Source organism: Bacillus pacificus (genome assembly GCF_020861345.1).
In the GTDB taxonomy this organism is placed as follows: domain Bacteria; phylum Bacillota; class Bacilli; order Bacillales; family Bacillaceae_G; genus Bacillus_A; species Bacillus_A pacificus.
Genome location: NZ_CP086328.1, coordinates 1,934,760 through 1,960,152 on the forward strand (window position 1 = coordinate 1,934,760; position 25,393 = coordinate 1,960,152).

Annotated in this window: 28 protein-coding genes; 17 read left to right on the top strand and 11 right to left on the bottom strand. The window is 35.3% G+C overall.

The genetic code is table 11. The features are described from left to right. Positions 1-49 precede the first annotated feature (49 nt). The 5 genes from gnd to LMD38_RS10110 all read left to right on the top strand — a co-directional run bounded on the left by gnd (position 50) and on the right by LMD38_RS10110 (position 6,202). On the top strand, positions 50-943 hold the full coding sequence (gene gnd / locus LMD38_RS10090) for a phosphogluconate dehydrogenase (NAD(+)-dependent, decarboxylating) (RefSeq protein WP_001195921.1): 894 nt from the start codon (positions 50-52) through the stop codon (positions 941-943). Between the two features lie 51 nt (positions 944-994). Then, positions 995-1,663: a fructose-6-phosphate aldolase gene (fsa, locus tag LMD38_RS10095; protein ID WP_016718104.1), complete on the top strand. Its 669-nt coding sequence runs from the start codon at positions 995-997 to the stop codon at positions 1,661-1,663. A gap of 377 nt (positions 1,664-2,040) precedes the next feature. Then, positions 2,041-3,366, top strand: a complete 1,326-nt coding sequence (gene gntP / locus LMD38_RS10100; protein WP_016718103.1) for a gluconate permease GntP — start codon at positions 2,041-2,043, stop codon at positions 3,364-3,366. A 109-nt stretch (positions 3,367-3,475) separates the two neighbouring features. Beyond that, positions 3,476-5,017: a gluconokinase gene (gene gntK / locus LMD38_RS10105; RefSeq protein WP_000255192.1), complete on the top strand. Its 1,542-nt coding sequence runs from the start codon at positions 3,476-3,478 to the stop codon at positions 5,015-5,017. A gap of 126 nt (positions 5,018-5,143) precedes the next feature. Continuing rightward, positions 5,144-6,202, top strand: coding sequence for a lactonase family protein (locus LMD38_RS10110; protein WP_153019370.1), 1,059 nt, complete (start codon positions 5,144-5,146; stop codon positions 6,200-6,202). 189 nt (positions 6,203-6,391) lie between these two features. Here the strand turns inward: LMD38_RS10110 and LMD38_RS10115 are convergent, their stop codons facing one another. Continuing rightward, positions 6,392-6,568 carry a DUF1272 domain-containing protein gene (locus LMD38_RS10115; RefSeq protein ID WP_016098742.1) on the bottom strand — a complete coding sequence of 59 codons (177 nt, stop codon included), beginning with the start codon at positions 6,566-6,568 and terminating at the stop codon, positions 6,392-6,394. Between the two features lie 141 nt (positions 6,569-6,709). Beyond that, the gene (locus LMD38_RS10120; RefSeq protein WP_080454338.1) at positions 6,710-7,291 is read right to left on the bottom strand and encodes a cysteine hydrolase family protein; all 582 of its coding nucleotides are present in this window, start codon (positions 7,289-7,291) and stop codon (positions 6,710-6,712) included. Between the two features lie 115 nt (positions 7,292-7,406). Between LMD38_RS10120 and LMD38_RS10125 the strand changes: the two genes are divergently transcribed. From LMD38_RS10125 to LMD38_RS10135, 3 genes are all read left to right on the top strand, one after another. Then, positions 7,407-8,273: a LysR family transcriptional regulator gene (locus tag LMD38_RS10125; protein ID WP_227585555.1), complete on the top strand. Its 867-nt coding sequence runs from the start codon at positions 7,407-7,409 to the stop codon at positions 8,271-8,273. A 77-nt stretch (positions 8,274-8,350) separates the two neighbouring features. Continuing rightward, the gene (locus LMD38_RS10130) at positions 8,351-9,160 is read left to right on the top strand and encodes a pentapeptide repeat-containing protein (protein WP_062821805.1); all 810 of its coding nucleotides are present in this window, start codon (positions 8,351-8,353) and stop codon (positions 9,158-9,160) included. A gap of 19 nt (positions 9,161-9,179) precedes the next feature. Continuing rightward, positions 9,180-9,716, top strand: a complete 537-nt coding sequence (locus tag LMD38_RS10135; RefSeq protein WP_061183597.1) for a hypothetical protein — start codon at positions 9,180-9,182, stop codon at positions 9,714-9,716. Positions 9,717-9,733: 17 nt separating this feature from the next. Here LMD38_RS10135 and LMD38_RS10140 read toward each other — a convergent pair whose 3' ends face one another. Then, entirely contained in the window at positions 9,734-10,618 is an 885-nt protein-coding gene (locus LMD38_RS10140; RefSeq protein WP_000814740.1) for a DMT family transporter, read from the bottom strand. Between the two features lie 202 nt (positions 10,619-10,820). Between LMD38_RS10140 and LMD38_RS10145 the strand changes: the two genes are divergently transcribed. After that, the gene (locus LMD38_RS10145) at positions 10,821-11,171 is read left to right on the top strand and encodes an SH3 domain-containing protein (protein WP_061183596.1); all 351 of its coding nucleotides are present in this window, start codon (positions 10,821-10,823) and stop codon (positions 11,169-11,171) included. A 63-nt stretch (positions 11,172-11,234) separates the two neighbouring features. Next, complete coding sequence (locus LMD38_RS10150) at positions 11,235-12,032, top strand: glycosyltransferase family 2 protein (RefSeq protein WP_061183595.1); 798 nt, start codon at positions 11,235-11,237, stop codon at positions 12,030-12,032. Here LMD38_RS10150 and LMD38_RS10155 read toward each other — a convergent pair. The 5 genes from LMD38_RS10155 to LMD38_RS10175 all read right to left on the bottom strand — a co-directional run bounded on the left by LMD38_RS10155 (position 12,001) and on the right by LMD38_RS10175 (position 16,890). Then, entirely contained in the window at positions 12,001-12,924 is a 924-nt protein-coding gene (locus tag LMD38_RS10155) for an NAD-dependent epimerase/dehydratase family protein (protein ID WP_062821796.1), read from the bottom strand. The genes LMD38_RS10150 and LMD38_RS10155 overlap by 32 nt on opposite strands. After that, on the bottom strand, positions 12,921-14,144 hold the full coding sequence (locus LMD38_RS10160; RefSeq protein WP_000435751.1) for a class I SAM-dependent methyltransferase: 1,224 nt from the start codon (positions 14,142-14,144) through the stop codon (positions 12,921-12,923). Before LMD38_RS10160 ends, LMD38_RS10155 begins: the two co-directional genes overlap by 4 nt. Before the next feature lie 12 nt (positions 14,145-14,156). After that, positions 14,157-15,212, bottom strand: coding sequence for a CDP-glucose 4,6-dehydratase (rfbG, locus tag LMD38_RS10165; RefSeq protein WP_061183594.1), 1,056 nt, complete (start codon positions 15,210-15,212; stop codon positions 14,157-14,159). Between the two features lies 1 nt (position 15,213). Further along, complete coding sequence (rfbF, locus tag LMD38_RS10170; RefSeq protein WP_228920272.1) at positions 15,214-15,981, bottom strand: glucose-1-phosphate cytidylyltransferase; 768 nt, start codon at positions 15,979-15,981, stop codon at positions 15,214-15,216. Positions 15,982-16,095: 114 nt separating this feature from the next. Then, the gene (locus tag LMD38_RS10175; RefSeq protein ID WP_062821804.1) at positions 16,096-16,890 is read right to left on the bottom strand and encodes a glycosyltransferase family 2 protein; all 795 of its coding nucleotides are present in this window, start codon (positions 16,888-16,890) and stop codon (positions 16,096-16,098) included. A gap of 275 nt (positions 16,891-17,165) precedes the next feature. On the opposite strand from LMD38_RS10175, the gene LMD38_RS10180 reads away from it, so the two are divergent. From LMD38_RS10180 to LMD38_RS10195, 4 genes are all read left to right on the top strand, one after another. Beyond that, a complete protein-coding gene (locus LMD38_RS10180; protein ID WP_000285644.1) occupies positions 17,166-17,573 on the top strand; it encodes a MerR family transcriptional regulator in 408 nt (135 codons plus the stop codon). Between the two features lie 119 nt (positions 17,574-17,692). Beyond that, positions 17,693-19,021: a hemolysin family protein gene (locus LMD38_RS10185; protein WP_000402269.1), complete on the top strand. Its 1,329-nt coding sequence runs from the start codon at positions 17,693-17,695 to the stop codon at positions 19,019-19,021. A 53-nt stretch (positions 19,022-19,074) separates the two neighbouring features. Further along, positions 19,075-19,488 (top strand): ATP synthase subunit I, encoded by a 414-nt coding sequence (locus LMD38_RS10190; protein ID WP_000613878.1) that lies wholly within the window; start codon positions 19,075-19,077, stop codon positions 19,486-19,488. A gap of 198 nt (positions 19,489-19,686) precedes the next feature. After that, on the top strand, positions 19,687-20,235 hold the full coding sequence (locus tag LMD38_RS10195; protein WP_000938438.1) for a DUF2179 domain-containing protein: 549 nt from the start codon (positions 19,687-19,689) through the stop codon (positions 20,233-20,235). A gap of 106 nt (positions 20,236-20,341) precedes the next feature. On the opposite strand, the gene LMD38_RS10200 is transcribed toward LMD38_RS10195, so the two are convergent. From LMD38_RS10200 to LMD38_RS10210, 3 genes are all read right to left on the bottom strand, one after another. Continuing rightward, positions 20,342-20,581: a DUF3923 family protein gene (locus LMD38_RS10200; protein WP_000747680.1), complete on the bottom strand. Its 240-nt coding sequence runs from the start codon at positions 20,579-20,581 to the stop codon at positions 20,342-20,344. 53 nt (positions 20,582-20,634) lie between these two features. After that, positions 20,635-21,012: a hypothetical protein gene (locus tag LMD38_RS10205; protein ID WP_016718092.1), complete on the bottom strand. Its 378-nt coding sequence runs from the start codon at positions 21,010-21,012 to the stop codon at positions 20,635-20,637. Positions 21,013-21,161: 149 nt separating this feature from the next. Continuing rightward, the gene (locus LMD38_RS10210; RefSeq protein ID WP_000834832.1) at positions 21,162-22,349 is read right to left on the bottom strand and encodes an MDR family MFS transporter; all 1,188 of its coding nucleotides are present in this window, start codon (positions 22,347-22,349) and stop codon (positions 21,162-21,164) included. A 112-nt stretch (positions 22,350-22,461) separates the two neighbouring features. Here LMD38_RS10210 and LMD38_RS10215 point away from each other — a divergent pair, with 112 nt between their 5' ends. The 3 genes from LMD38_RS10215 (at position 22,462) to LMD38_RS10225 (ending at position 25,270) form a co-directional block, all read left to right on the top strand. Next, positions 22,462-23,013, top strand: coding sequence for a CGNR zinc finger domain-containing protein (locus LMD38_RS10215; protein ID WP_228920273.1), 552 nt, complete (start codon positions 22,462-22,464; stop codon positions 23,011-23,013). Between the two features lie 75 nt (positions 23,014-23,088). Beyond that, a protein-coding gene (locus LMD38_RS10220) for an IS3 family transposase (RefSeq protein WP_085966774.1) occupies positions 23,089-24,422 on the top strand; the annotation gives its coding sequence in 2 pieces (ribosomal slippage) (positions 23,089-23,476 and positions 23,476-24,422; 1,335 coding nt in all). Positions 24,423-24,514: 92 nt separating this feature from the next. Further along, positions 24,515-25,270, top strand: a complete 756-nt coding sequence (locus LMD38_RS10225; protein ID WP_062821795.1) for a class I SAM-dependent methyltransferase — start codon at positions 24,515-24,517, stop codon at positions 25,268-25,270. Positions 25,271-25,393: the final 123 nt, after the last annotated feature.

A 25,393-nucleotide genomic window follows, 5' to 3' on the forward strand; every position in this document is an offset into this window, starting at 1 on the left:
GTAGTGATGTGGATTTTTAATAAAAGATGATTTGAGGAGGAATTATATTATGCAAGTAGGATTAATTGGGTTAGGTAAAATGGGATTAAATTTAGGGAAAAATTTAATGGATCATAAACATGAAGTAGTAGCATTTGATTTAAATGCAAGTGCAGTGGAAGAAATGAAAGAGTACGGGGCTACAGGTACATCTAGCTTAAATGAACTTGTTCAGTCATTACAATCACCAAGAGTTCTTTGGGTTATGGTACCACACGCTGTTGTTGATTCTGTTATTGATGAGGTTACACCACTTTTATCAAAAGGAGATATTTTAATTGAAGCGGGTAATTCACATTATAAAGAGTCCATTCGCCGATATGAGCAACTAAAGAAAGATGGCATTCACTTTATGGATGCAGGAACTTCTGGCGGAATGGAAGGCGCTCGTAATGGTGCTTGTTATATGATCGGAGGAGATCAAGAAGCTTGGGATATCGTTGAACCTATCTTCCGTGATACTGCTGTAGAAAATGGATACTTATATGCTGGAAAAGCTGGTAGTGGTCACTTCTTAAAAATGGTTCACAACGGAATTGAATACGGTATGATGGCTGCTATTGGTGAAGGATTTGAGATTCTAGAGAAAAGTGAATTTGACTACGATTATGAAAAAGTATCAAGAGTATGGAACAACGGTTCAGTCATTCGTTCATGGTTAATGGAATTAACAGAAAATGCATTTTCTAAAGATGCAAAATTAGATGAAATTAAGGGTGTTATGCATTCTTCTGGTGAAGGAAAATGGACAGTAGAAACAGCATTAGACCTTCAAACAGCAACTCCTGTTATCGCAATGTCTCTATTAATGCGCTACCGCTCATTAGATAATGATACATTTACAGGAAAAGTAGTAGCAGCTCTGCGCAATGAATTTGGCGGACATGCAGTAGAAAAGAAATAAACATCTTAAAATTATAACTCGTTAACGTTTAAAAAATGGAGGGAATAGATTATGAAGTTTTTTATTGATACTGCAAATCTTGAGGACATAAAAAAAGCATATAAACTTGGAATTTTAGCTGGTGTTACAACGAATCCTTCTTTAGTAGCAAAAGAGGGCATTAAGTTTGAAGACCGTATTGCAGAAATTTGTCAGGCAGTGCCGAAAGTTGAATCTGTTTCGGCAGAAGTAACGCCAGATGCTGTGACAGCTGAAGAAATGATTGCTCAAGCAGAAGAACTGATTAAAATTAACGGTGGCGATGAAAAAGTTACAATAAAACTTCCGATGACGCTAGCGGGATTAGAAGCTTGTCGCTATCTTACTGAAAAAGGTGTGAAAACGAACGTTACCCTTATTTTCACTGTGAACCAAGCTCTTTTAGCTGCCAGGGCAGGTGCAACGTATGTTTCTCCATTTTTAGGACGTTTAGATGATATTTCTGAAGATGGCGTATTATTAGTTGCTAAAATTGCTGAATTATTCGATGTTCACCAATTAGATACACAAATTATTGCGGCTTCTGTTAGACATCCAGATCATGTAACTCGTGTAGCGATGGCAGGTGCTCACATTGCAACAATTCCTTATAAAGTAATTGAACAACTTGCTATGCACCCATTAACAGATCAAGGTATTGAGAAGTTTGCTGCGGATTGGGCGAAAGCACCTAAATTATAATATATGAAGTGAGGAGACTTTCCGAAAATTTCTTTTCATGAGAGGGTAGATTCCTAGGTAACTCCATCGTTTAACTTGGATCTCGAGTTTGGAGTCTTACTATGTGAAAATAGCAAGAGAAGAAAGTGTCATTCACTTTTGAAGAAGGAAAATTTGCTTACGCGTAGCGTTTATCACAATAACATTACAATTATGAAAGAGAAATCCCCTTATCAGAGAGAGTAGGTAACATGTATCTCTGGTAAGGGAAATTCTTTTTATATAAATTATTATATTGTGAAGATGAGTTATAAATTTTTACTCAAGAAAGAACTATATAGGTTCTTTTCATTGTATAGCATTTTTGAAAGGGTTTACATAAAGGGGTGGAATTGCGTATGAATATGTACCTTTTAATGATTACATTATTATCAATTGTAATTGTTATTTTAGGGGTATCGTGGTGGAGATGGCATGCGTTTATTAGTTTGACGGTTGCAAGTTTGTTTTTAGCAATTATGTCTGGAATGCCAATGGATAAAATAGTGAGTGCTTATGAAACGGGAGTCGGAAGTGTTCTTGGGCATTTAGTAGGTATTTTAGTATTAGGTACAATATTAGGGAAAATGATGGCAGAGTCAGGTGCTGGAATGCAAGTGGCAGAGTTTTTTATTAAATCCTTTGGGATAAAAAACTTACCATGGGCGATGTTAATTGCAGGTTTTATTATTGGAATTCCGGTGTTTTTTGAAGTAGGCATTTTAATATTACTACCATTAGTAATTTCAATTCATAAAACAACGAAACAAAATATTTTATTGATAGCATTACCAGCAATTGCTGGGTTATCTGTCGTACACGGCCTTGTTCCTCCGCATCCAGGGGCAATCGTTGCAATTGGTATTTATAAAGCGAACCTTGGGAAGGTACTATTGTATTCACTCATTATTACATTTTTTGCAGCGATTATTGCAGGTCCTATATTCGCTCAATGGATTCACAAACGTGTAATTCCTGAAAATGAGCCAGAATTGATACGTGTAAATACAAAATCAACGAAATTACCAGGAATAGGAGTTTCATTTTTAGTTATATTGTTACCTGTTCTGTTAATGGTTTTAGCTGCAGCAGCTCCTTATGTTCCACTTTCTACTACTTTGATGAAGATTGTCACATTAATTGGTAGTCCTATCATTGCATTATTGATTGCATGTTTTGCAGCGTTTTATTTTCTTGGATTTCGTCAAGGTATCGATAAAAAGGCGATTAAGAAGGTAACAGAAGATAGCTTATTACCAATTGGTTCAATTGTTGCGATTATTGGTGCTGGCGGCGGATTTAAGCAAATTCTTATCGATAGTGGTGTAGGGAATGCTATTGCTCAAATGTCTGAGCATTTAGCTCTATCTCCAATTGTATTAGCATTTATGGTAGCTGGATTAATTCGAATTGCGACGGGATCAGCGACAGTCGCTTTAACAACAGCAGCGGGTATCGTTTCACCAATCGTCGAAAATGCGACAGGTGTGAATTTAGAATTGCTCGTCATTGCAACAGGTGCAGGAGCATTAATGTTTTCACACGTAAACGATGCTGGGTTCTGGATGGTAAAAGAATACTTAGGTTTAACAGTAAAAGAAACATTTAAAACATGGACGGTATTAGAAACATTACTTTCATTTATCGCTTTTGGAGGCGTTTTACTACTCGATATGTTTATTTAAAATAGGGATGTTTCTATTTAGATAAATGCAACATACAACGTTATCAATAGATAAAAGGAATGTATTTTTATGGTAGGATACGGTAGTAATTTTTTGTTAGGAGGAAGAAATGGTGAGCACAAAATATATGATTGGTGTAGACATTGGGACAACTAGTACAAAATCAGTTCTATTTTCTACTGCTGGGTCTGTTATTGCAAGTCATGGAATTGAATATCCTTTATATTCTCCTACACCTGAAATAGCAGAACAAGATCCAGAAGAAATTTTTCATGCAGTAATAAATACAATTAAAGAAACTGTACAATCGAGTAATGTACAGCCAAATGATATTCTTTGTGTTTCTTTTAGTTCGGCAATGCATAGTATCATTGCTGTAGATGAGAAGGGAAAACCGTTAACGAGATGTATCACTTGGGCAGATAATAGAAGTGCAAGCTGGGCAGAGAAAATAAAGAATGATATGAATGGTCATGAAATTTATTTACGGACTGGGACACCAATTCATCCGATGTCACCACTTTCGAAATTAGTTTGGCTACAGAATGAGCAGGCAGAGTTATTCGCAAAAAGTTATAAATTCATTTCTATTAAAGAATATGTTTTTTACAAGTTATATAAAGAATATGTAATTGATTATTCTATAGCATCAGCGACAGGAATGTTCAATTTAAAATCTTTAAAATGGGATGAAGAGGCTTTACATGTAGCGGGAATTACAGATAAAAAGCTTTCAAAGCTTGTTCCAACAACGCACAGTTTAACAGGATTAGATGAAGAGCTTGCCAAAGAGATGAATGTACTTGTTTCTACGCCTTTTGTAGTAGGAGCGAGTGATGGAGTCCTATCCAATTTAGGTGTAAATGCAATAGATCCTGGTGTTGTGGCTGTGACAATTGGTACAAGCGGTGCGATACGTGCTGTAACAAATCGTCCTGTAACAGATCCAAAAGGTAGAATTTTTTGTTACGCCTTAACTGAAGACCATTGGGTAATTGGTGGACCAGTTAATAACGGTGGTATGATTTTCAGGTGGGCTCGTGATCAATTAGGCACTTCAGAGATTGAGCTTGCGAAACGTTTAGGAAAAGATCCATATGAAGTGCTTACTGAAATAGCAGCAAAAGTGAGTCCGGGGTCCGACGGTTTATTATTTCACCCGTATTTAGCAGGAGAAAGAGCTCCTTTATGGAATGCAAATGCGCGAGGATCTTTCTTTGGACTTGGATTGCATCATAAGAAAGAACATCTTATCCGTGCTGTGTTAGAAGGAGTAATTTATAATTTATACACCGTTCTTCTTGCTTTAAAAGAGCTAATTGGTGAACCGAAAAAAATTCAAGCGACAGGTGGTTTTGCAAGATCGGAACTTTGGAGACAGATGATGGCGGATATTTTTCATCAAGATGTATATGTTCCGGAAAGTTTCGAAAGCTCTTGCTTAGGAGCTGCAATCCTCGGTTTATATAGTTTAGGTGAAGTAGATACGTTACATGTAGTTTCTGAAATGGTAGGTGCGAATTTCCACCATGAACCAAACATGGAAAGTGTGGAAAAATATAAAGATTTAACACCAATCTATATTCGTCTGTCCCGTCAATTGGAAGAAGAATATGAAAGTATAGCAGCGTATCAAAAAAAGTGGGTTTAAAGGCTATTTAGCAGAGAAATATGGTAACGTATAAAGAAGTACTCCAATTTTTTAGGATACTCTTTCAACATAAAATATGTTAAGAAGTATGATGAACAAAAAATTTAGGGAGAGAGGGTTATGAAAATGACGGATAACAAAGAGTTTATTGGATATGTTGGAACATACACGAAAGAAAATAGTGAAGGAATATATAAGTTTACTTTAGACACAGAAGCAAAAAAAATTAGTAATGTAACACTTGCGGCTAAGATGGATAACCCTACATATGTAACGATTAGCAAAAATAATGAATATCTCTATTCTGTTGTTAAGGAAGGCGAATCTGGCGGTGTAGCTGCTTATTCGATTGATAGTAAAACGGGAGAGCTAACGGAACAAAACAGACAAGTAGTAGAAGGGGCTTCTCCTTGTCATGTGAGTGTTGATAGTAGAAATCATACAGTAGTTACAGCAAATTACCATAAAGGAACGATTGAATCTTTTGAAGTAAATGAAGATGGAACTATAAATCCTGCTACATCGATTATGGCACATGAAGGTTCAGGTCCGAACAAAGAAAGACAAGAGAAACCACATGCACATTACGCGGGATATACGCCTGATGAAAAATATGTAGTGGGCGTTGATTTAGGGATAGATAAAATAATTACGTATGAAATAAAAAATAGTGCATTACAAGAAGTGAATAGCTTGTCTGTAAATCCAGGAAGTGGTCCGAGACATATTACATTTCATCCAAATGGAAAGTATGCGTATGTGATGACGGAGCTTAGTTCAGAGGTTATTGTGTTAACATATAACCCATCAGAAGGGGCCTTTACAGAATTACAGTATATTTCTACCATTCCTGAAGCATTTGATGAAAATAGTCAAGGAAGTGCGATTCATATTTCTTCTGATGGCCGCTTTGTATATGCAGGTAATCGCGGCCATAATAGTATTGCTGTTTTCAGTGTAGATGAAAACTCAGGCCAGCTTACATTTATTGAACATACATCTACAAAAGGAAATTGGCCAAGGGACTTTGTATTAGACCCTACTGAAAAGTTTCTTGTTGCTTCAAATGAAAAGTCGCATAATCTTGTGCTATTTTCAAGAGATGAAACGACAGGGAAGCTAACTCTTTTACAATCTGATGTTGTTGTGCCGGAGCCTGTTTGTGTGAAGTTTTTGAATATATAAGTTGCGTTGAAGCTAAATGCATGCTGGGATGTCGTTATTTGTCGGTAAGTCGATATTCTTTGTCGAAACGTCGATATATTGAAAAAATCGTTGATATATTTGAAGTTGTGTTCGATATATTTGAAAAATCGTTGATATAATTTCATATACCCAGAAAACAGTAAAAAGCAAAGCGATATCGCTTTGCTTTTATTGTTTCTTTTTCGGTCTACGTACTAACTCGCCGCCACAGTTTGGGCAAACGTTGTGCCTTTCTTCTGTACATGGTGCGCAAAATGTACATTCATATACGCAAATGTATGCTTCAGAATCTTGTTCCAATGATTGATCGCAAATTTGACAGTTTGTTTTCATTTTTAGTGCCATAGTATTGCTCCTTTTTGTTTGAATTTTTATAATTTAATGATAATGTTTAATAGTGGAAACTGCAATTTAAAATGAAAGTTATTATTGTTTATTGACTGTCATTTGTAACTTTATTTCATATTAAATTTTTCATTTGAAAATTTATAAGGATGAAGATTCATATGTTGTTATATTTAATAGATCATTGGTCGTTAAAACCGTTGCAAACATTTCGTGAAGGCTTAGTAAAGCAAATTTGTGGATATCGTTAGCGCAATAATATTTCCCATCGTATGCAATTCTATCAAATGTAGCAGTAGCATCAGAAATTACATAGGTAGAGAAACCTAAATTACCAGCCATTCGGACTGTTGTGGAAATACAATAATCAGTTGTTAAACCTATAATTACGATGGTTTTATAATTGTGTTTTCGTAAATAGGATTCTAATTCGGTTCCAATAAAAGCACTGTTCACGCTTTTCTTGAATACGGGTTCATTTATAAGTGGAATAGCGAATTCTTGAAATTCACTACCGATGAAATCTTCTCTTAAAGGATGATTTTCTTTATTTGAAATGTGCTGTATATGAATAACAGGTCGATTTGTATCTCGCCATGTTTGTAGAATGAGCTTCATATTTGATTCAGCATGAGGATTGTTACGATTTCCCCAATATGAATCGTTGAATCCTTTTTGAACATCAACTAAAATAAGTGCGATATTTTTAGATATTTGTTTCATTTTCATTCTCCTTTATAGGTGTGATTTATTGTTATATTGAAAGAATACTATGTATTATAAAGAGTGAGAATTTCCATTATTTTTGAAGGGTATAATAAAAAGTTTTAACAAGGGGATGTGGAACGTGGATATTGATTGGTTACGTTGTTTTTTAATTTGTGCGGAGTATAAAAGTTTTTCGAAAGTGGCAGAACATCTTCATATGACACAACCGGCAGTAAGCAAGCAAATTAGAAAGTTGGAGGACGAGTTAGGTGTAGAATTATTACATAGATCACCGCAAGGAATACAATTGACAGAAGCGGGTATTCAGTTTCAAAAAAGAACTACTTCACTCCTTGAGGACTGGGAAATTATAAAAAAAGATATGAACAAGTTTGGAGAAAGAGTGGATATAACATTGGGGTTACTTCCTAGTCTTGCAGCATTTTATCTACCTCAAAAACTTGTTAATTATAAGGATGAAAATGTAAAAATAAATACGAATGTGTATGATATGTCAAAGGAGATAATGGAAGATCTATTGAGCGGGAAAATAGATGCTGGTTTAGTAGATGAAAAGTGGGTGCCTAAAAATTATTGGAATAAAGAATTATTCAAAGAATCATATGATGTAGTTTTTCAAAAGGAACATTCATTTCATCAACAAGATATTGTTTTCATGAATCAATTATTGCTTGAACGGCTAGTAATGTATCCTGCTGGATGTGATATACGCAGAGCGATAATTGAGGAGTATGAGAAATGGAAAGTAAAGCCTAATATTAGTACTGAAGTCTCATTTAGAGATTTTATTCTTGGTATGGTTGCTTCTGGGGCTGGAGTTACAATTGTACCAAGAACAATTTCAGAACACATTGGTCATTTACCGTTGTTAGCAAAACCAATTTGCGATTTTAAAAAGCAAAGAGTAATATATGTAATTGCTAGAACTGAGAAAATTGGAAAGACCCTTTTTAAAATGTTTGGGGAAACAGTATGATACATAATAATTGGTGTATGAGGATAATGTTTAAGTGAGTATAACAGGGGGAATTTGGTTTGTTTGGAGAAAAAGATATGAATCATTTAAAAGCAAACTGCGAAAAATGCTTCGGTCTATGTTGCGTTGCATTACCGTTCGCAGCGTCAGTAGATTTTGCAGTGAATAAAGATGGCGGGAAACCATGTTCCAATTTACAATCAGATTTTAAATGTAGTATACATAAAAATCTTCGTGGAAAAGGTTATAAAGGTTGTACAGTATTTGAATGTTTTGGCGCTGGGCAGAAAATTTCTCAAGTTACATTTAACGGGGTAGATTGGCGGAAAGGTGCGAAGCATGCGAGAAAAATGTATGATGCTTTTCCAGTTATGCATCAGCTACATGAAATGCTTTGGTATTTGAATGAGGCTATTTTATTGAAGGCGACACAATCGATCCATAAAGAATTAAGTAAAGCAATTGAAGAGACGGAGCGACTTTCGAATTTACATGCGGACGAGTTAATGAAAGTAAATATCCCATTACATCGTGCAGAAGTGAATATTTTACTTTTAGAAACGAGCGAACTAGTTTGGAAGGAAATGAATACTGCGCGTAAGAAAAGAATCATTCACCGAGGCGCAGACCTTATGGGAGCAAATTTGAAAAAGAAAGATTTGCAAGGAGCGAATTTAAGAGGAGCTTACTTAATTGCGGCTAACTTAAATGGAGCAAATTTAAGAGGAGCAGATCTCATCGGGGCAGATTTGCGAGATGCAGATATTCGCGGGGCTGATTTTACTAATAGTATTTTTCTAACGCAAGTTCAAGTTAATGCGGCGAGAGGGGATAAACATACGAAATTACCGAAAATGTTGTCCCGTCCATCGCATTGGGGTGCGTAAAGAATGAGGAGTAATTAGTGTGGATATATTTCAGTATTTAGAAGAGATGCAAGAAGATGTTTTTTCGTTAGCAGTAGAGCAAATAGAAGGGAAGTATTATGATATTTGCTGCATGTTAGCGTCTAAGGGTTATGCAGAGAGAATTAAAGCAATTCATTTAGGAGCATATGAGGAAAGTATTCGACTAGCATTGTATGAAGCTATACAAATCGCTACTAGTGAAGAGGCAAAAGCAATTTATTTTGAATATGATCTTGATAATGAATGGGATAGTCAGTTTTATATTTGTGAAGAGTATTTTTCGCTGGAAGAAGAGGATGATGATTGGGCTTCTGAATGGACATATGATGTTGAAGGACCGAAGTCTATAGAATTAGCAGATGTGTATGCTGAGAATGGCTTTGATATAAATGAAAAGGCAATTGGTATAAATTTGTATTTAATTGCTAGAACGGTATGTAGTTTTATGAGTGCGTGTAGTGAAGTGCAAAGGAATATACCGATTTGTATTGGTTTTCACGACCAAGATCCAATTATACGAACAGGCAGAGATTAAGTATCTCTGCCTGTTTTTCATTTCTTTTCAAAAGTAGTAATAAAAACACTACATACAATAAGAATACCACCAATAAAAAAGTTACTATTTAATGTCTCATTTAATAAGAGCCAACCAAGCAATGATCCAACAATAGGCTGGAAGAAGAAAAATAACGAGCCGATGCTTGCATCCATTAATTCTAATCCTTTATTCCAAAGGAAAAAGGCACCTGCAGTTGAGACGATTCCTAAATAAAGTACGCCTAATACTACATATAGGTTCATATGTTCAATTGGGTTTGATTGAAATTCCCATACCATAAAAGGTGTAATAAAAAAGAGTGAAAAGAATATAGCGTACGTTGTAATCACTAAAGATGAAAATCGAGCTGAAGCAATTTTTACATAAATAGATAGTAGAGCCCACGTAATAGCTGCCCCAACTAATATGATTGTACCGATAAAATAGGAGCCAATTTCAATATCCCATCCGATTACGATAATGACACCGATTGTCGCTATGATGGTAGATAGTAATCTACGAGCGGTTAGTTTTTCTTTTAAAATGATCGCTGCAAATATAACCATAAATGCAGGTGTAGCTGATGTTACTAAAGATCCTGTATGAGCGTCGGATAGTTTTGTTCCGATAAATTGACAAGTGATCGAAATGAAATATCCGATAAATCCAATCCAAGCGAATAGGAGCCAATCTTTTTTGTGAATGGTTACTGTTTTCTTTTGTTTTTTCTCAGCTATTTTTAAAATCATATACAAAACAACAAAAGCAATGATAAAGCGTAGCCAAACGAGTGTTAGTGGAGGGATAAAGTCGAGTACATATTTGCTAACAACGTACATACCGCCCCATATACTAGCTGCTAGTGATAAACATATAGCTCCTAAAATTGTTTGTTTCATATAAAGTACCTCCGTCTATTTTTAGGGTATGATGAGTTCCCTAAGACGAGGCATAGTGCATGTGTTATATGAATGCCCGTCTTAGTTTATAGACGGCCTACTGGTTGATCGTTTTCGAATGAAGTGTTGTAGTACATGTGTATTCCTCCTTCTTAAGTTATAATGACATTATAACTTAATTTTCTGATTATTGGAGGTTGTTATGAAATATATCGTTATAAAATCATATGTTAGCAATTATCCTGATCCAATTCGCTTAGAAGAGGGGGATGTAGTGAAAATGATAGAGAGTTACGATGGTCCTGAAAATTGGGAAAACTGGATGTTTTGTCACGAAGAGAAATATGACCGGAAAGGGTGGGTTCCGGAGCAAATTATAATGAAAAATACAACTGATGTAGGAATCATTACGAAACAATATACTGCCAAAGAATTAAATGTAAGTATTGGAGAAAGATTGATTGGATTAGAAGAATTGAATGGATGGGTTTGGTGTGAAAAAACAGGTGGTGAGGATGGCTGGGTACCGAAGGAAAACTTACAAAAATATTAGTAATACTATTTGGTCATTAATATAGGAAACATATTTTTAGTTTATGAGTATATTGGTTGTAGGGTGAAAAATAGATTAATAGAGAAAGAGGAGATTATTATAACTACAACCGTTATTTCTCATTTTTATAACGAAGAGTATTTATTACCGTGGTGGCTTGCTCATCATACGAAGTTATTTGATCATGGCATTTTAATTAATAAAGGTTCAACAGATCGTTCCGTTGAAATTTGTAAAAAGTTCGCGCCGCACTGGGAAGTACGAGATTCTGCAAATCCAGAATTTGATGCATTAGCGACAGATCATGAAGTAATGAGGGTGGAACAAGAAGTAAAGGGATGGAAAATGATTTTAAATACGACTGAGTTTCTTTGTGTGCAAGATAAAAATCAGTTTTGGAAATCACTAAATGAATTGGGAGGAAGGATGTATTGGCTGGAAGGGCTTATTATGGTTGATGATCCTAACTACAATTATCCGGACCTTAACTTTGGTATACCTTTAATGAAGCAGCGATTTCACGGTTATTTACCAGAAGAATGGCCGTTATGGAGAAGAGGTAGATTTATTCATAATCATGAACACGGAAGTTATACGGTTGGAAGACATTTATCTGCACATGAATCTATGATTTATCCGCCTCTTGCTTGTATATTATGGTTTGGGTTTAGCCCGTGGAACGATGAGATGAGAAAGAGGAAATTACAAATTGGTCCGACCCTTTCTGAAGCTAGTAAGGATCGGGGGATGGGTACACACCATATTATTACGCCGGAAAGATTAGAAGAATGGTATAAGGAATTAGCAAGAGGGACGAAGGATTTACGTTTTAGTGATGCGTACCGTTATGCTTTTGTATAAATGATTCCCACCATGAAATTGTTTCTTCGATTCCTGTATTTAGATCGTATGTCGGTTTCCAGTTTACTTCAGTTTTTAAACGCTCTACATGAACGCCGACAAATAAAGGTTCATCTTTAGAGAAAGGGATTGCACCCAGTTTAATTAAATGCTCTTTTCCTATCTTTGTCCCAATGATAGATGCTAATTCTTTAATTTGTACAGATTGACCAGAAGCGATATTGATTGTGCCTGTAACGTCGTGTTCTAATATCGTTACGAGAGCATGAGCGACGTCGCTCACATGGAGGAAATCTCTTGATTGTTTTCCATGTGTACATAGTGCTTCCTCATTTTTTAATAAAGAAGTGATAATGTTAGAAACGAGCCGATTCCCCTGTTCGTGAGGGCCATACATATGAAAAATACGGCCCCAACACATGCTGAGGCCTGATTGCTCAGCGTACGTTTGTAGCCAGGAGTGTAGTGCGTTTTTACATAATGAATACGGTGTTTTATAGGAAAGAAGCGGTGAATCTTCAAATAGTACGCCGTTAAACCATTCATACTCTGCGCCGGTGCCGGCAACAACGACTCGCTTTCCGCCGCATGTTGTGAAGTGTTGAATCAATGAGATGCTGGATGTAAGCCAATAGTAATTATTGATAGATACATAACACGCTGGCGGCACTGCTTCCCAAGCTAAATGAATGAGATGACTAGGCTTCATGTCGTAAATGAGTTTTTTTACTTCTTCATCGCAAAGTAAGTTGACTTTATGCCAATGGCAAGAAAGATGGGAAGGCTTATTTGTATTGTAAGTGGCGTGCACTTCATAGCCCTTTTGAATAAGAGAATGTACAACATATTTACCAATCCATCCGCTACCGCCTGTTACAAGGATTTTTTTCATGGCTCAATTACCTCAACTTCTGGTATTGTTACTAAAAATTTGCCGCCCCACTCACGAATGAAAGAGCATTCTTTCATAATCTCGTCTTTTAAATTCCAAGGAAGTATAAGAATGTAATCAGGTTTTGTACGTTTTATTTCTTCTGGAGATTTTATTGGAATGCGGGTTCCTGGTAGAAGGAGATTTTGTTTATGAGGGTTTTTATCTACTGTATAAGCTAGAAATTCTTTTCCTATCCCGCAATAATTTAAAAGGGTGTTTCCTTTAGCTGGCGCACCGTAACCGATAATTTGTTTGTTTAAAGCTTTCGCTTCTATAAAAAACTGTAAAATATTTATTTTCAATTGTTCGATGCGTTTAGAAAAAAGGAGATAACAATCTAATGTATTTAGCCCGTGATCTACTTCTTTTTGGATTAATTTTGTAACACTAGAATGGATAGTTGATTCGTCACTATGATGTTTTACAAAAATACGTAAGGAACCACCGTGCGTTGCAAGTTCTTCTACATCGACAATTTGTAAATGATGGTGAGCTAAAACTTTTTGCAGGCTTATAAGTGAGAAATAGGAGAAGTGCTCATGGTATATCGTATCAAACTGTTTAAAGGATATGAGATTTAATAAGTGCGGGAATTCAATTGTTATTGTTCCGTCTTGTTTTAATAACGTTTTTAAACCTGCCACAAAATCATGTAAGTTCGGAACGTGTGCTAATACGTTATTAGCGATGATTAAATCTGCTTGCGGTAATTTTTTTGCTAAGTCGTTGCTGAAAAAATTCACTTCAGTAGGGATTCCTTTTTGGATAGCGATTTCTGCTACATTTTTTGCTGGTTCAATTCCTAACGTTTCGATATGTTCTTTTTGAAAGTATTGTAATAAGTACCCGTCGTTACTCGCGATTTCAACAACCTTTGAATGTTTCTTTAAGCGGAAGCGCTTAATCGCCATTTCTACATATTGTTTAGCATGCAGTAGCCAGCTTGATGAGTAAGAGCTAAAGTATAAATAGTCATGAAAAATATTGTGCGGAGATTCAAATTCATCTAATTGTACGAGTAAACAAGAGTGACAAACAAATGTGTGCAATGGATAAAATGGTTCCATTTTATATGAGTTTTCTGGAGAAACAAATGAGTTAGCGAGAGGAGAAACACCTAAATCTAAAAAAGTGTTGCTGAGTAATGAGTGGCAAAAACGGCATTTTTTCTGTTCCATTTTATAGCCCCCTTATAAATTTTTGAATGCATCGATTTGTTGTCGCGTGAAAGATTCGATATTTTCACCAGATGCATATTTTTTGTACCAATCAACAGTCCAAGTGATAGCCTTATCTGTTGATAACTTAGGAGTCCAGCCGAGTTTAGTTACTGCTTTTGTACTATCGAGTGTTAAAACAGGCGATTCATAAGGAGTGTTTGTAGAGGGGGAAGTGATTGTTAGTTGTTTATTCCATAATTTTATTACAGATTGAATGACATCGTGAACGGTTCTGTTAGGTTCGTTCAACGGGCCGAAATTCCATGCTTCTGCATATTCAGCGTCTGTCCAAAGTTTTTCAGCTAAAAGGATATAGCCGTGTAAAGGATCTAATACGTGTTGCCACGGGCGAATAGCATTTTTGTTTCTAATCGTTAATGTACCATCTTGTAAATATGCACGAATGACATCTGGGAATAATCGGTCTTCTGCCCAATCCCCACCGCCGATGACGTTACCTGCTCTTACTGAGGCAAGGTTCTGAGTGTTAGTGTGGAAGAATGATTTTTGATAGGATGTTGCCACTAGTTCAGCGCAAGCTTTACTAGCACTATAAGGGTCGAAACCTCCTAGTCGGTCACTTTCCACGAATGCCCGGTTACCGCTCCCGTCATTTTCATAACATTTATCACTTGTAACATTAATGATGCCACGTATACTTTCTATATGTTTTGCAGCTTCTAATACGTGAACAGTGCCTAAAACATTCGTTTTAAATGTTTCGATAGGATTTTTGTATGAAGTGGTGACGATTGGCTGGGCAGCTAAATGAAATAGTATGTTAGGGTTATGATGTTTTAGGGCGTGGAATAAAGAATCGTAATCTGTAATGTCGCCATGAATTGTTATGCACTCTTTTGCTACGTTACATTGTTCAAAAAGATTAGGAATCGATGGGGGGTGAGAAGAAAAGCCAACTACTTCTGCACCTAAAGAAGTTAAGAAAAGGGTGAGCCAAGAGCCTTTAAATCCAGTATGTCCCGTAATAAATACTTTTTTCTTATTCCAAAAAGATGAAGAAGCCATATTACCAAACCTTCCACGGAGCGTTATTACTTTTCCATAGCTCGACTAATTTATTTTTATCGCGCAATGTATCCATCGGATGCCAAAAACCAGTATGTTGATATGCTGATAGTTCGTTTTTGTTTACTAACTGAACTAAAGTGTCTGTTTCAAAAACAGACTTATCTCCACTAATGTAATTGAAAACTTCAGGGTTTAAAACGAAAAATCCACCGTTAACCCATCCGCCATCCCCGAGTGGCTTCTCTTGAAAAGATGTTACAGACTGTTTATCTAATATGAGAGAACCGAATCTACCAGGAGGTTGTACGGCGGTAACAGTTGCCATTTTTCCATGTTTTTTATGAAATGCAATAAGTTCTTTTATATTTACGTTACTTAATCCATCACCATAAGTGAGGCAGAAAGGTTCGTCTCCAACAAAATTTTGAATTCTTTTCACTCGTCCTCCCGTTTCGGTATTTACACCAGTATCGATTAGTGTAACTTTCCACGGTTCTACACGATGAGAATGGCTAGTAATTGTATTATCTCTTAAATGTATCGTGAAATCTGACATGTGTAAGTTGTAGTTTAGAAAGAATTCTTTAATCGCATATCCTTTATAGCCTAAGCAAATAATAAATTCAGTAATACCGTAATGGCTATACAAACTCATAATGTGCCATAGAATAGGTTTTGTTCCAATTTCAATCATAGGTTTCGGCTTTAAATGTGTTTCCTCCCCAATCCTTGTCCCGTATCCACCAGCAAGAATAACAGCTTTCATTTTTTCCTCCTAAAATAAAAATTTATAATATATACAGTATTCATATGAAATACAAATGGTATGGTTTTTAGCTAAGTGTGTAAAAATGTGTGGAATATGATAGGGTGAGAAATATTAAGGTTTGAATTTAGGGAATAATTGTTGGTATTCAGGGTGGTTACGAAGATCTTGGGTTATGCTACTAAGCTCTAAAAATCGAGTTTCGAGTTGCTCAGGGGACTGACCATAATGTGTTTGAAGTCCCATTCGAACGCCCTTTTTTGAAAGGGTAGGTGTAATTTGTAATTTTCTTGCCTTTGTATGTTCGTTCCAAGGGCTAAAATAAAATTTGAAAATGAATGAAGGAGAGTTATAAACGATAGGTTGGTGCCGAGAAAAATGTCTGCCTGGTAAATATGCACCATCAAGATGGTTGTGTATAAATCTCCAGGCACAGCCGGTTTCTGGTTTATAAGGAAAGAGCCCGTGATATCGTTGTTCTACTAAAGGAATGGAGTATCTTAGTTTTGAATGATTGTAATCATGCTTGTCAATCATGACAATCATTCTAATCGCATACATATTTTGGCCTAACGTATGAAGTGATGAGAAAAATTCTTCTACATTATTACAACAAAGAAATTCTGTAGTATTTAATACCATCTTCCAACCTGAAACTTCTCTTTCAATTTCCATTACTTCAATGTCAGTATTAGTGGGATCGAATTCAAGAAATCTTGAATCTCGTACTTCCCAGTGGGGAGCAAATAATTTGCAAATCTCTACGGAACGATCTGTAGAACCTCTATTAATTAAAATACCGTGATCGAATATTTTTGTATGATGCATAAGCCACCATGGTAATAAATACTCCTCGTTATAAAAGTGAGAGATAACTGTCCTAGTGATTTTAATCTCCTCCAATTGCATAAATAATGATTGTATTTCACTATTATTATCATATGTTTTACAGTAAGAAAGGTTGAAAGGAACGGGGAATTCCATTTTCCTATTTTAGTATCAGTATATCGAAAAAACAGCAATCTAACTATATAGATAGAGTTATAGTTTGTGAATATACTACATACTTAGATGTGTGTGAAATTGTGTATAAATTATGAATAGTAAACCGTCACGTTTGACTGTACAGTTTATGTATTGTATGATGTTAGTAATATAAACAAGGGGGGAAGATCGTTGGGAAGGTGTATCGAATCGGACAGTTGGCTCTCATGGCTCACGTGTCGAAACGAACGATTGATTATTATACGAATCTAGGTATCTTAAAAGCGGAGCGATCTCAATCTAATTATCGCTATTACGACGAAACAGCAGTTGAGACATTACAATTTATTGAGAAGTGCAAAGAAATGCATATGCCGCTTTGTGAGATTAAAGAGAAAATCGAGGAGAAGAAGAAGCTGCTCGGTATCAATGAACACGTTTCGAAACAAGTGAATGAAGTGACAGACCATATTCATCGATTAGAAGCAGAGTTAACAGAGTTAAAGCCGCTTTTAGATGGATTGACTGATTCACAACGTGAAAAAATATCGAAATCTTTATCTGGTCAAACGACAGCTTTAATACAGACACTTGCTCTATTATTATAGAAAAAGTGAAATCCGACCTCTTTAATTTTTGTATCGGGCTATGTTTTCTAAGAAAGAAATAAGAAAACATTATAGTATACAGGAGGTGGACACCTTAGTTTTTTAACTAAGGGGATTCATTGGAAATATTTAATTTAGTCATGGTTGCGATTTTAATCGCATTTACTGGATTTTTCGTAGCAGCTGAGTTTGCGATTGTAAAAGTACGTTCAAGTCGTATTGATCAGCTTGTTGCAGAAGGAAAACGCGGTGCTTTAGCAGCGAAAAAAGTAACAACAAATTTAGATGAATATTTATCTGCTTGTCAATTAGGTATTACAGTTACAGCTATGGGATTAGGTTGGTTAGGTGAACCGACAATTGAAAAGTTATTACACCCGTTATTTGAGAAATGGAACTTAAATCCTTCTATTTCATCAGTATTAACATTTGGTCTTGCTTTTATGATTATGACGTATTTACACGTTGTAGTAGGAGAATTAGCTCCAAAAACGATGGCAATTCAAAAGGCTGAAAGGGTAACGTTATTATTGGCGGGTCCATTAATGATGTTCTATAAAGTGATGTATCCATTTATTTGGGTATTGAACGGTTCAGCGCGTGTTGTAACTGGCTTATTCGGTTTAAAACCAGCTTCAGAACACGAAGTAGCTCATACAGAGGAAGAATTACGCCTTATCCTTTCAGATAGCTATGAAAGTGGCGAAATTAATCAGGCTGAATACAAGTATGTAAATAACATTTTTGAATTTGATAATCGTATTGCAAAAGAGATTATGGTACCGCGAACAGAAATCATTGGTTTCTATCTGGAAGATTCAGTAGAAGAACACATGAAAGTAATCCAAAATGAGCGATACACACGTTATCCGATTTTTGGAGAAGATAAAGATGATATTATCGGTATGGTCAACGTAAAAGATTTCTTTATTCGATATATGACCGAGGATCAAAAAGATTTATCATCAATTCGCTCGTATATGCGTCCGATTATTGAAGTGATGGAAACGACTCCAATTCACGATTTATTACTTCAAATGCAGAAGAAGCGAATTCCGATGGCTGTTTTATATGATGAGTACGGAGGGACAGCTGGAATTGTAACGCTTGAAGATATCTTGGAGGAAATCGTCGGCGAAATTCGTGATGAATATGATGAGGATGAAGCACCACCAATTCAACATGTGAACGAGCAACATATCATTGTTGATGGAAAAGTGCTTATCTCAGAAGTGAAAGATTTATTTGGATTACACATTGAAGAAGATGATGTGGATACAATCGGTGGATGGATTATGATGCAAAATCATGAAATCGAAGAAGGACAACACGTTGAGGCGGAAGGTTATGAATTTAAAGTGTTAGAAAAAGACGCTTACCAAATTAAACGTGTTGAAATTCGTAAGATGGAAGAGGAACAAGAAGAAGAGAAAGCAGCAACTGTGTAGGTTGCTGCTTTTCTTCTAAAGTACAAAAAAATGAGAACTTAGGAGCGGATATTTTGATTCAAGAAGCCTTACGTGTATATCGATTACAATTGTATGTGATCTTTAGTGGTTTACTACTTATGTGGACGATTACTCCGTTTGGAAAACAAGTAACAGGGTTTGGTATCGGATTAGCTGTAAGTGCATATTGCCTTTGGTTATTAGCTCGCAGAGTAGAGAAACTCGGGAAAAGTATCGTAATGAAGGAAAAGGCTCCAGGATTAGGAGTTTTAAACCGATTTGCAGCTGCCATTTTAGGAGCTATCATCATGTATGAAATTGAACATGAAATGGAAATGTGGGCATTCGGTACAGGCATTTTAGGTGGTCACTTTTTAATGATTGCGAATTTAGCTTATGCAAATATGCAGGTAGTGAAAGAAGAAGAGAAGAAAAGGGAACATGCTTCGAAAAACATAGAGCTATGATGAAAGGGACCTAATTGGGGTTCCTTTTTATTTTATTGATATGATACAAATAACCAAATTAACGACAAATATAATACGCTTCTTTTTTACGTTTTTCAATAGTATGAAAAATAATAAAAAAAAATTTAAAAACCCATCGATTTCTAAAGGTTATGTATGTTATCATGACAAAAGACTTTTTGAAAGAGGTGGATACCAATGTTACAAGCGCTACTTATTTTTGTGCTTCAAATTATTTACGTTCCCATTTTAACAATCCGTACGATTTTGCTTGTAAAGAATCAAACAAGATCCGCTGCTGGCGTAGGATTGTTAGAAGGAGCTATTTACATTGTCAGTTTAGGTATTGTGTTTCAAGATTTATCAAATTGGATGAACATCGTTGCCTATGTCATTGGCTTTAGTGCGGGACTGTTATTAGGCGGTTATATAGAGAATAAATTAGCAATTGGTTATATTACGTATCAAGTTAGTTTACTAGACCGTTGTAATGAATTAGTAGATGAGTTACGTCACTCTGGATTTGGCGTTACAGTATTTGAAGGCGAAGGTATTAATTCAATACGTTATCGCTTAGATATCGTCGCAAAGCGTTCTAGAGAAAAAGAACTGTTAGAAATTATTAATGAAATTGCACCGAAAGCGTTTATGTCTTCTTATGAAATTCGTTCATTTAAAGGCGGATATTTAACGAAGGCGATGAAGAAAAGAGCGTTAATGAAGAAGAAAGATGAACATGCATCTTAAAAAAAGAGGAGTAGTGCTGCATGAAAAGCGCAGTATAAGTCCAAATGTAAAAGGGAGGAATCTATTTTGATGTAGATTCCTCTCTTTTCTATTGTTAATTGAAAAACTAAATCGTATAATTATTTTTTCTGCTCATCCTCAAATTAATAATTAGCCATATAACTTGAAAAAATACCGGTATGATAAACGCGATTAATAAAACGATAAGTGATATGGATTTAATTTCGGGTGTTTGAATAACACCAGCACCATCAACATCTCGTAGCCAAATAATAGCGGCCCATATTCCAAAAACGATAATCCAAAATATGTTACCGATCCACCAAGAAATCCATCGTTTTTTCATGTTAGCACCCCTTACATTTATCCACTGTTATTTATAATGAAACAACTTTAAAATTAGTTTTTAACCGTATATCTAACTTGTTTAAAGGTAACTATTTCTCCATCATTATGATCATCTTTCGTTTGCAAAAGTTGAACTTTAGGTTTGTAGTCTGTCCTATGAGCGTGTTCGATATCTTTAATGTTAAGCTTGTAGGATTCACCATTTTTTAGCTTTTGCTCCAACACTTTTTTATTAGCGACATAAATAAAAGTTACTTTATTTTCATCAATACCTTCAGTCTTAATTTCTAATTCATTATCTTTTGTTGTAATCGTTGGTGTTAATAATGCCATACTGCCGTTTCCGGTTTCTAAAGAATTTTCTGCAATAGCTGAACATCCGGATAATATGATTCCGGTGAATAGAAGAACAATTAATTTCTTTTTCATAACATCCCCCCGATTCTATGTAATTTTTGATTTTGGCATTGTTAGACTGCTAGTGTGGAGCGTAAATGTTTAGCTAGTACTCTTTTGATTGTACCATAATATGTAAATCAAATTTAAGGGAGATTGAAAAGTTTACTTATTGTTGAGTATCAATATTTTTCTAGTAGGTATATATCTTCTTTAGAGCGCTCTTTTTTTATATTTAAAATATGAAGTGAAATAAAACCAATAAGTCCTATTCCCCCGAAAATAAGCCATGGTGTATACATTCCGTTTAATTTGGATTTAAACCATGTACCGGTATAATTACCGATGATAAAACCAAATGCGAGTGATAATTGATAAAATCCGAAGAAAGTAGCTGTATATGATTCATTACTGTAATTTGCAATAGCGATATCAGCGTTAGGTAATACGAGTGTTTCACCAATTGTAAAGAAAATTACACAAATAAATAGCCAATATGGGTGTTGAAATAAAGGGATGAGTAAAAAGGAAATACTCATTAATAAAATACCGTATTTAATAAATGAAAGCGTGTTGTATTTGTGAAAGAGTTTTCGAAATAACACCATAAATATGACGCCTGTTATTGCATTTATCGTAATGACTAATGTAGCAAGCTGATTGCTATTACTAATGTTTTTCATATGAAGTGGAAGCGCGACAGTAAGCTGAGTAAACATAATATAGAAGAAGATCATGATAAATGAAAACAGAAGGAAAGACTTGTTTTGTAAGATAGTCTGTATTCCTAATGCAATAGACGTACTTTCAGTAGTGACTTGGAAGTGGTTTTTAAGTAAGTAAAAGATTAAAGCAAATAACAGCATAAGAGATCCTGTTAGAGAGAAAGCATAGATTGGATCGAGTAAGAGTAAGAACCCTCCTGCAATTGGTCCGATTATTGCACCGCAATTAAAGCTAAGGTTTAAATATGTAAATAAATTTTTTCGCAAATGAGCTGGCTGTGAGCCAAATATAGCGCGCGCAGCAGGTTCGTAAAATGCAGTTCCGAAGCCAATAAGTGCAGAAGAAATAGAAACTGTATAGAAATCAGAGCATATTCCTAAAGCGATAAATCCGATTCCTCTTAAAAATAATCCGGCTATCATCATAATGATATAGCCTATTTTGTCAGCAATTAAACCTGAGAATAAAGGGATAACCCGTGATGTAATTATTATAACTGTCAACACTGTTCCGACTTGAAAAGTTGAAAAATGAAGAAAGCTTAATAGATAAATAGCTAAAAATGCGTATACTGCAAAATACCCAAAAGACATAAAAAATGAAGAAATAAGCATGAAACGTATCGGTATTGAGAAACTTTTCATAAAACCCCTCCTAATTATGTAACCAGTAAAATCATTTGATGGTTAACTATTTTATACTATAATTATACACAAAGTCAGAAAAAAGTAAATTTTAAGAAGAAGGTGAATGGAATTGAGCCAAAACGCACCAAACGAATTAGAGTATATTCGAGAATTTTTAAATACATGGAGAATACCAAACGATACGAGAGAAGCAATTGATTTGCTGCAAACAGAAGAGGATATAAAGCTCTTTATGAAAGAATATTTTCATGAAGAGTTTCCATTTCATACGATAGAGGAATTAAAAAGTTTTCGAGAAGATATTCGGGCGGCAATTGAAGGTGAAGGATCATTGCAAAAGTGGTTAGAGAAATATCCATTTCATGTACATGTAATGGAAGATATGAAAGGTATTACGTATGAACCAATACACGAAGAAACTGTATATACAAAAGTATTAAGCATTGTTTTAATAGCAGTTCAAGAAAATTTATGGGGGAGGTTAAAAGCATGTCCAGATTGCCGCTGGGTATTTTATGACAATTCACGAAATGGAAGTAAAAGATGGTGCGGTATGTATGCTGGAGAAGAAGGAAGAGCATGTGGAACAATCGCGAAAGTAAAAAATTACAGGGCGAAGAGAAAAGGGAGATCGGGTTATAAACTGTACCCTATAGAATAGACACTTAAAAAAAGTCTATTCTATAGGGTATTTCTTGTATAATGAGAGAAAAATGAGAATCGGAGAAATTTCAAAATGACGAAAAAATTGCTTACAGAAAAGGAAATTCAAATATTATCAAAAAATCGATACGTAAAATCGGTAAGCCAAAAAGGAATTACCTATACCGATGAATTCAAGCGTATTTTTATTAAGGAAAATGAACAGGGTAAACCACCTCGTATTATTTTTGAAGAATGTGGTTTTGATATAGATATCATCGGTCTACAACGTATTGTGTCATCAGGAAATAGATGGCGTACGTCCTATAAGCAAAACGGTGTATGGGGCTTAAGAGACACACGTAAGGAAAACTCAGGAAGAAAGTCAGAAAGAGAACTTACATTAGAGGAGAAATATGCACGTTTGGAAGCGGAACGAAACTTATTAAAAGCTGAAAATGAACTGTTAAAAAAGATCAAATTTATGGAAGGGAGGATGGGAAAGAAATAACGTTACACGCTAGTCAAAAGTACCTATTAATTCGTTCTATCATTGAAAAATACCGCCTGAAAAATATGGTGAGATATTTGTGTCAGGTCGCAGGCGTTTCACGTTCTGGATACTATAATTATTTTTTAGCCATTTCTCAAAGTCGGCGAGAGAAAAGAATACATCAAGATGAAATAGTGAAAGAGATTATATTAAAGGCATTTCGATTTAAAAACCGAAAAAAGGGGGCTCGTCAGATCAAAATGACATTGGCGGGTCAATTTCAAGTTGTCTACAATTTGAAACGCATCCGTAGAATCATGAAAAAATATGGGATAATCTGTCCTATTCGTAGAGAAAATCCCTATAAAAAAATGTTGAAAGCGACGAAAGAACACTTCGTGGTACCCAATCGATTAAAACGCGAATTTAGGCAAGGTGTACCGGGAAAGGTACTTCTTACAGATATCACATACCTGTTTTATGGTAAGAATCAAAAAGGATATTTATCTACTATTCTAGACGGGTCTACGAATGAAGTTTTGGCGTATCATGTTTCAGAACGACTTACCTTAGATATCGCAACGACGACGCTGCACAAACTAAAGAAGAATAAGAAGGTACGATTAACGCAAGATGCCTATATTCATTCTGATCAAGGTGCTCATTACACAAGTCCTACCTATCAAAAATTAGTCAAAAAATTAAAGCTGGGACAATCTATGTCAAGGCGAGGAAACTGTTGGGATAATGCCCCACAAGAATCTTTTTTCGGGCACTTTAAAGATGAAGCACACATCAAAACTTGTACATCTTTCACACAGTTAAAACAAGAAATTAAAGACTATATGAAATACTATAATCAGCACAGATATCAGTGGAATTTAAAGAAGATGACTCCTGTCGAATACAGAAACCATCTTCTTGATGCCGCCTAACTTTTTTTAAAATGTCCTTTACAAAGGGTACAGATTATTATAATGTCTAATTTATATTATGGGGAAGAAAATTGGATGGGGGAATGTAGCATATGAAAGGTACGCAAATGTTAGCTTTAAATAAAAAGTGTTGGGATACAGTTGCACCATATTTCTTTCAAGTGGATTGTTTACCGAAATATGGTCCTTATACGGCGTCTGAAGATGAAATTCATTTGTTCGATTCAATTAAAGGTAAAAAGGTACTTGATATTGGATGTGGGAGTGGGCATTCGTTGCAATATATGGCTGAACATGGCGCTGAGGAAGTATGGGGGCTTGATCTTTCAAGTGAGCAAATTAAAACAGCGAATGAAACGTTAAAGAGTTGGGATTCAAAGTTAATATGTGGAGCAATGGAAGAAGAAGGGGATATACCGAAAGATTATTTTGATATTGTATACTCCATTTATGCATTAGGATGGACTTCGGATTTAAGAAAAACGTTGGAACTGATATATTCATATGTAAAGCCAGGAGGAAGCTTTGTTTTTAGCTGGGAGCATCCCGTATATTCAAACTTAATGTATGGAACAGAGGAGATTGCTTTAAGTTCGTCTTATCATGAAGAAACTCCTATTACGTTTGAAACATTTAAAGGAGAAAATGTACAAGCAACGTTATATAAGAGAAAAATAAGTACATACATAAATGAGTTAAATAGAGCGGGATTTACAATTGAGAGGATTGAAGAGCCTGAACCATCGAGCTCGTTTGATGAAGAATTAGTGGAGCCTTCTACGAAATATTATTCTTTATATAAAGCTAGGATGGTTCCAACTACTTTTATTATTAAGGCGAGAAAGTAAATTGTTTAATAAAAAGAAGCCTATCATTTCATTCATTTGAAATGATAGGCTTCTTTATTTTTTAAAAAATGAGGTCAGCTGTATACTTTTCTTATAAAAATGCATTTCATATAAAAGGTGTAA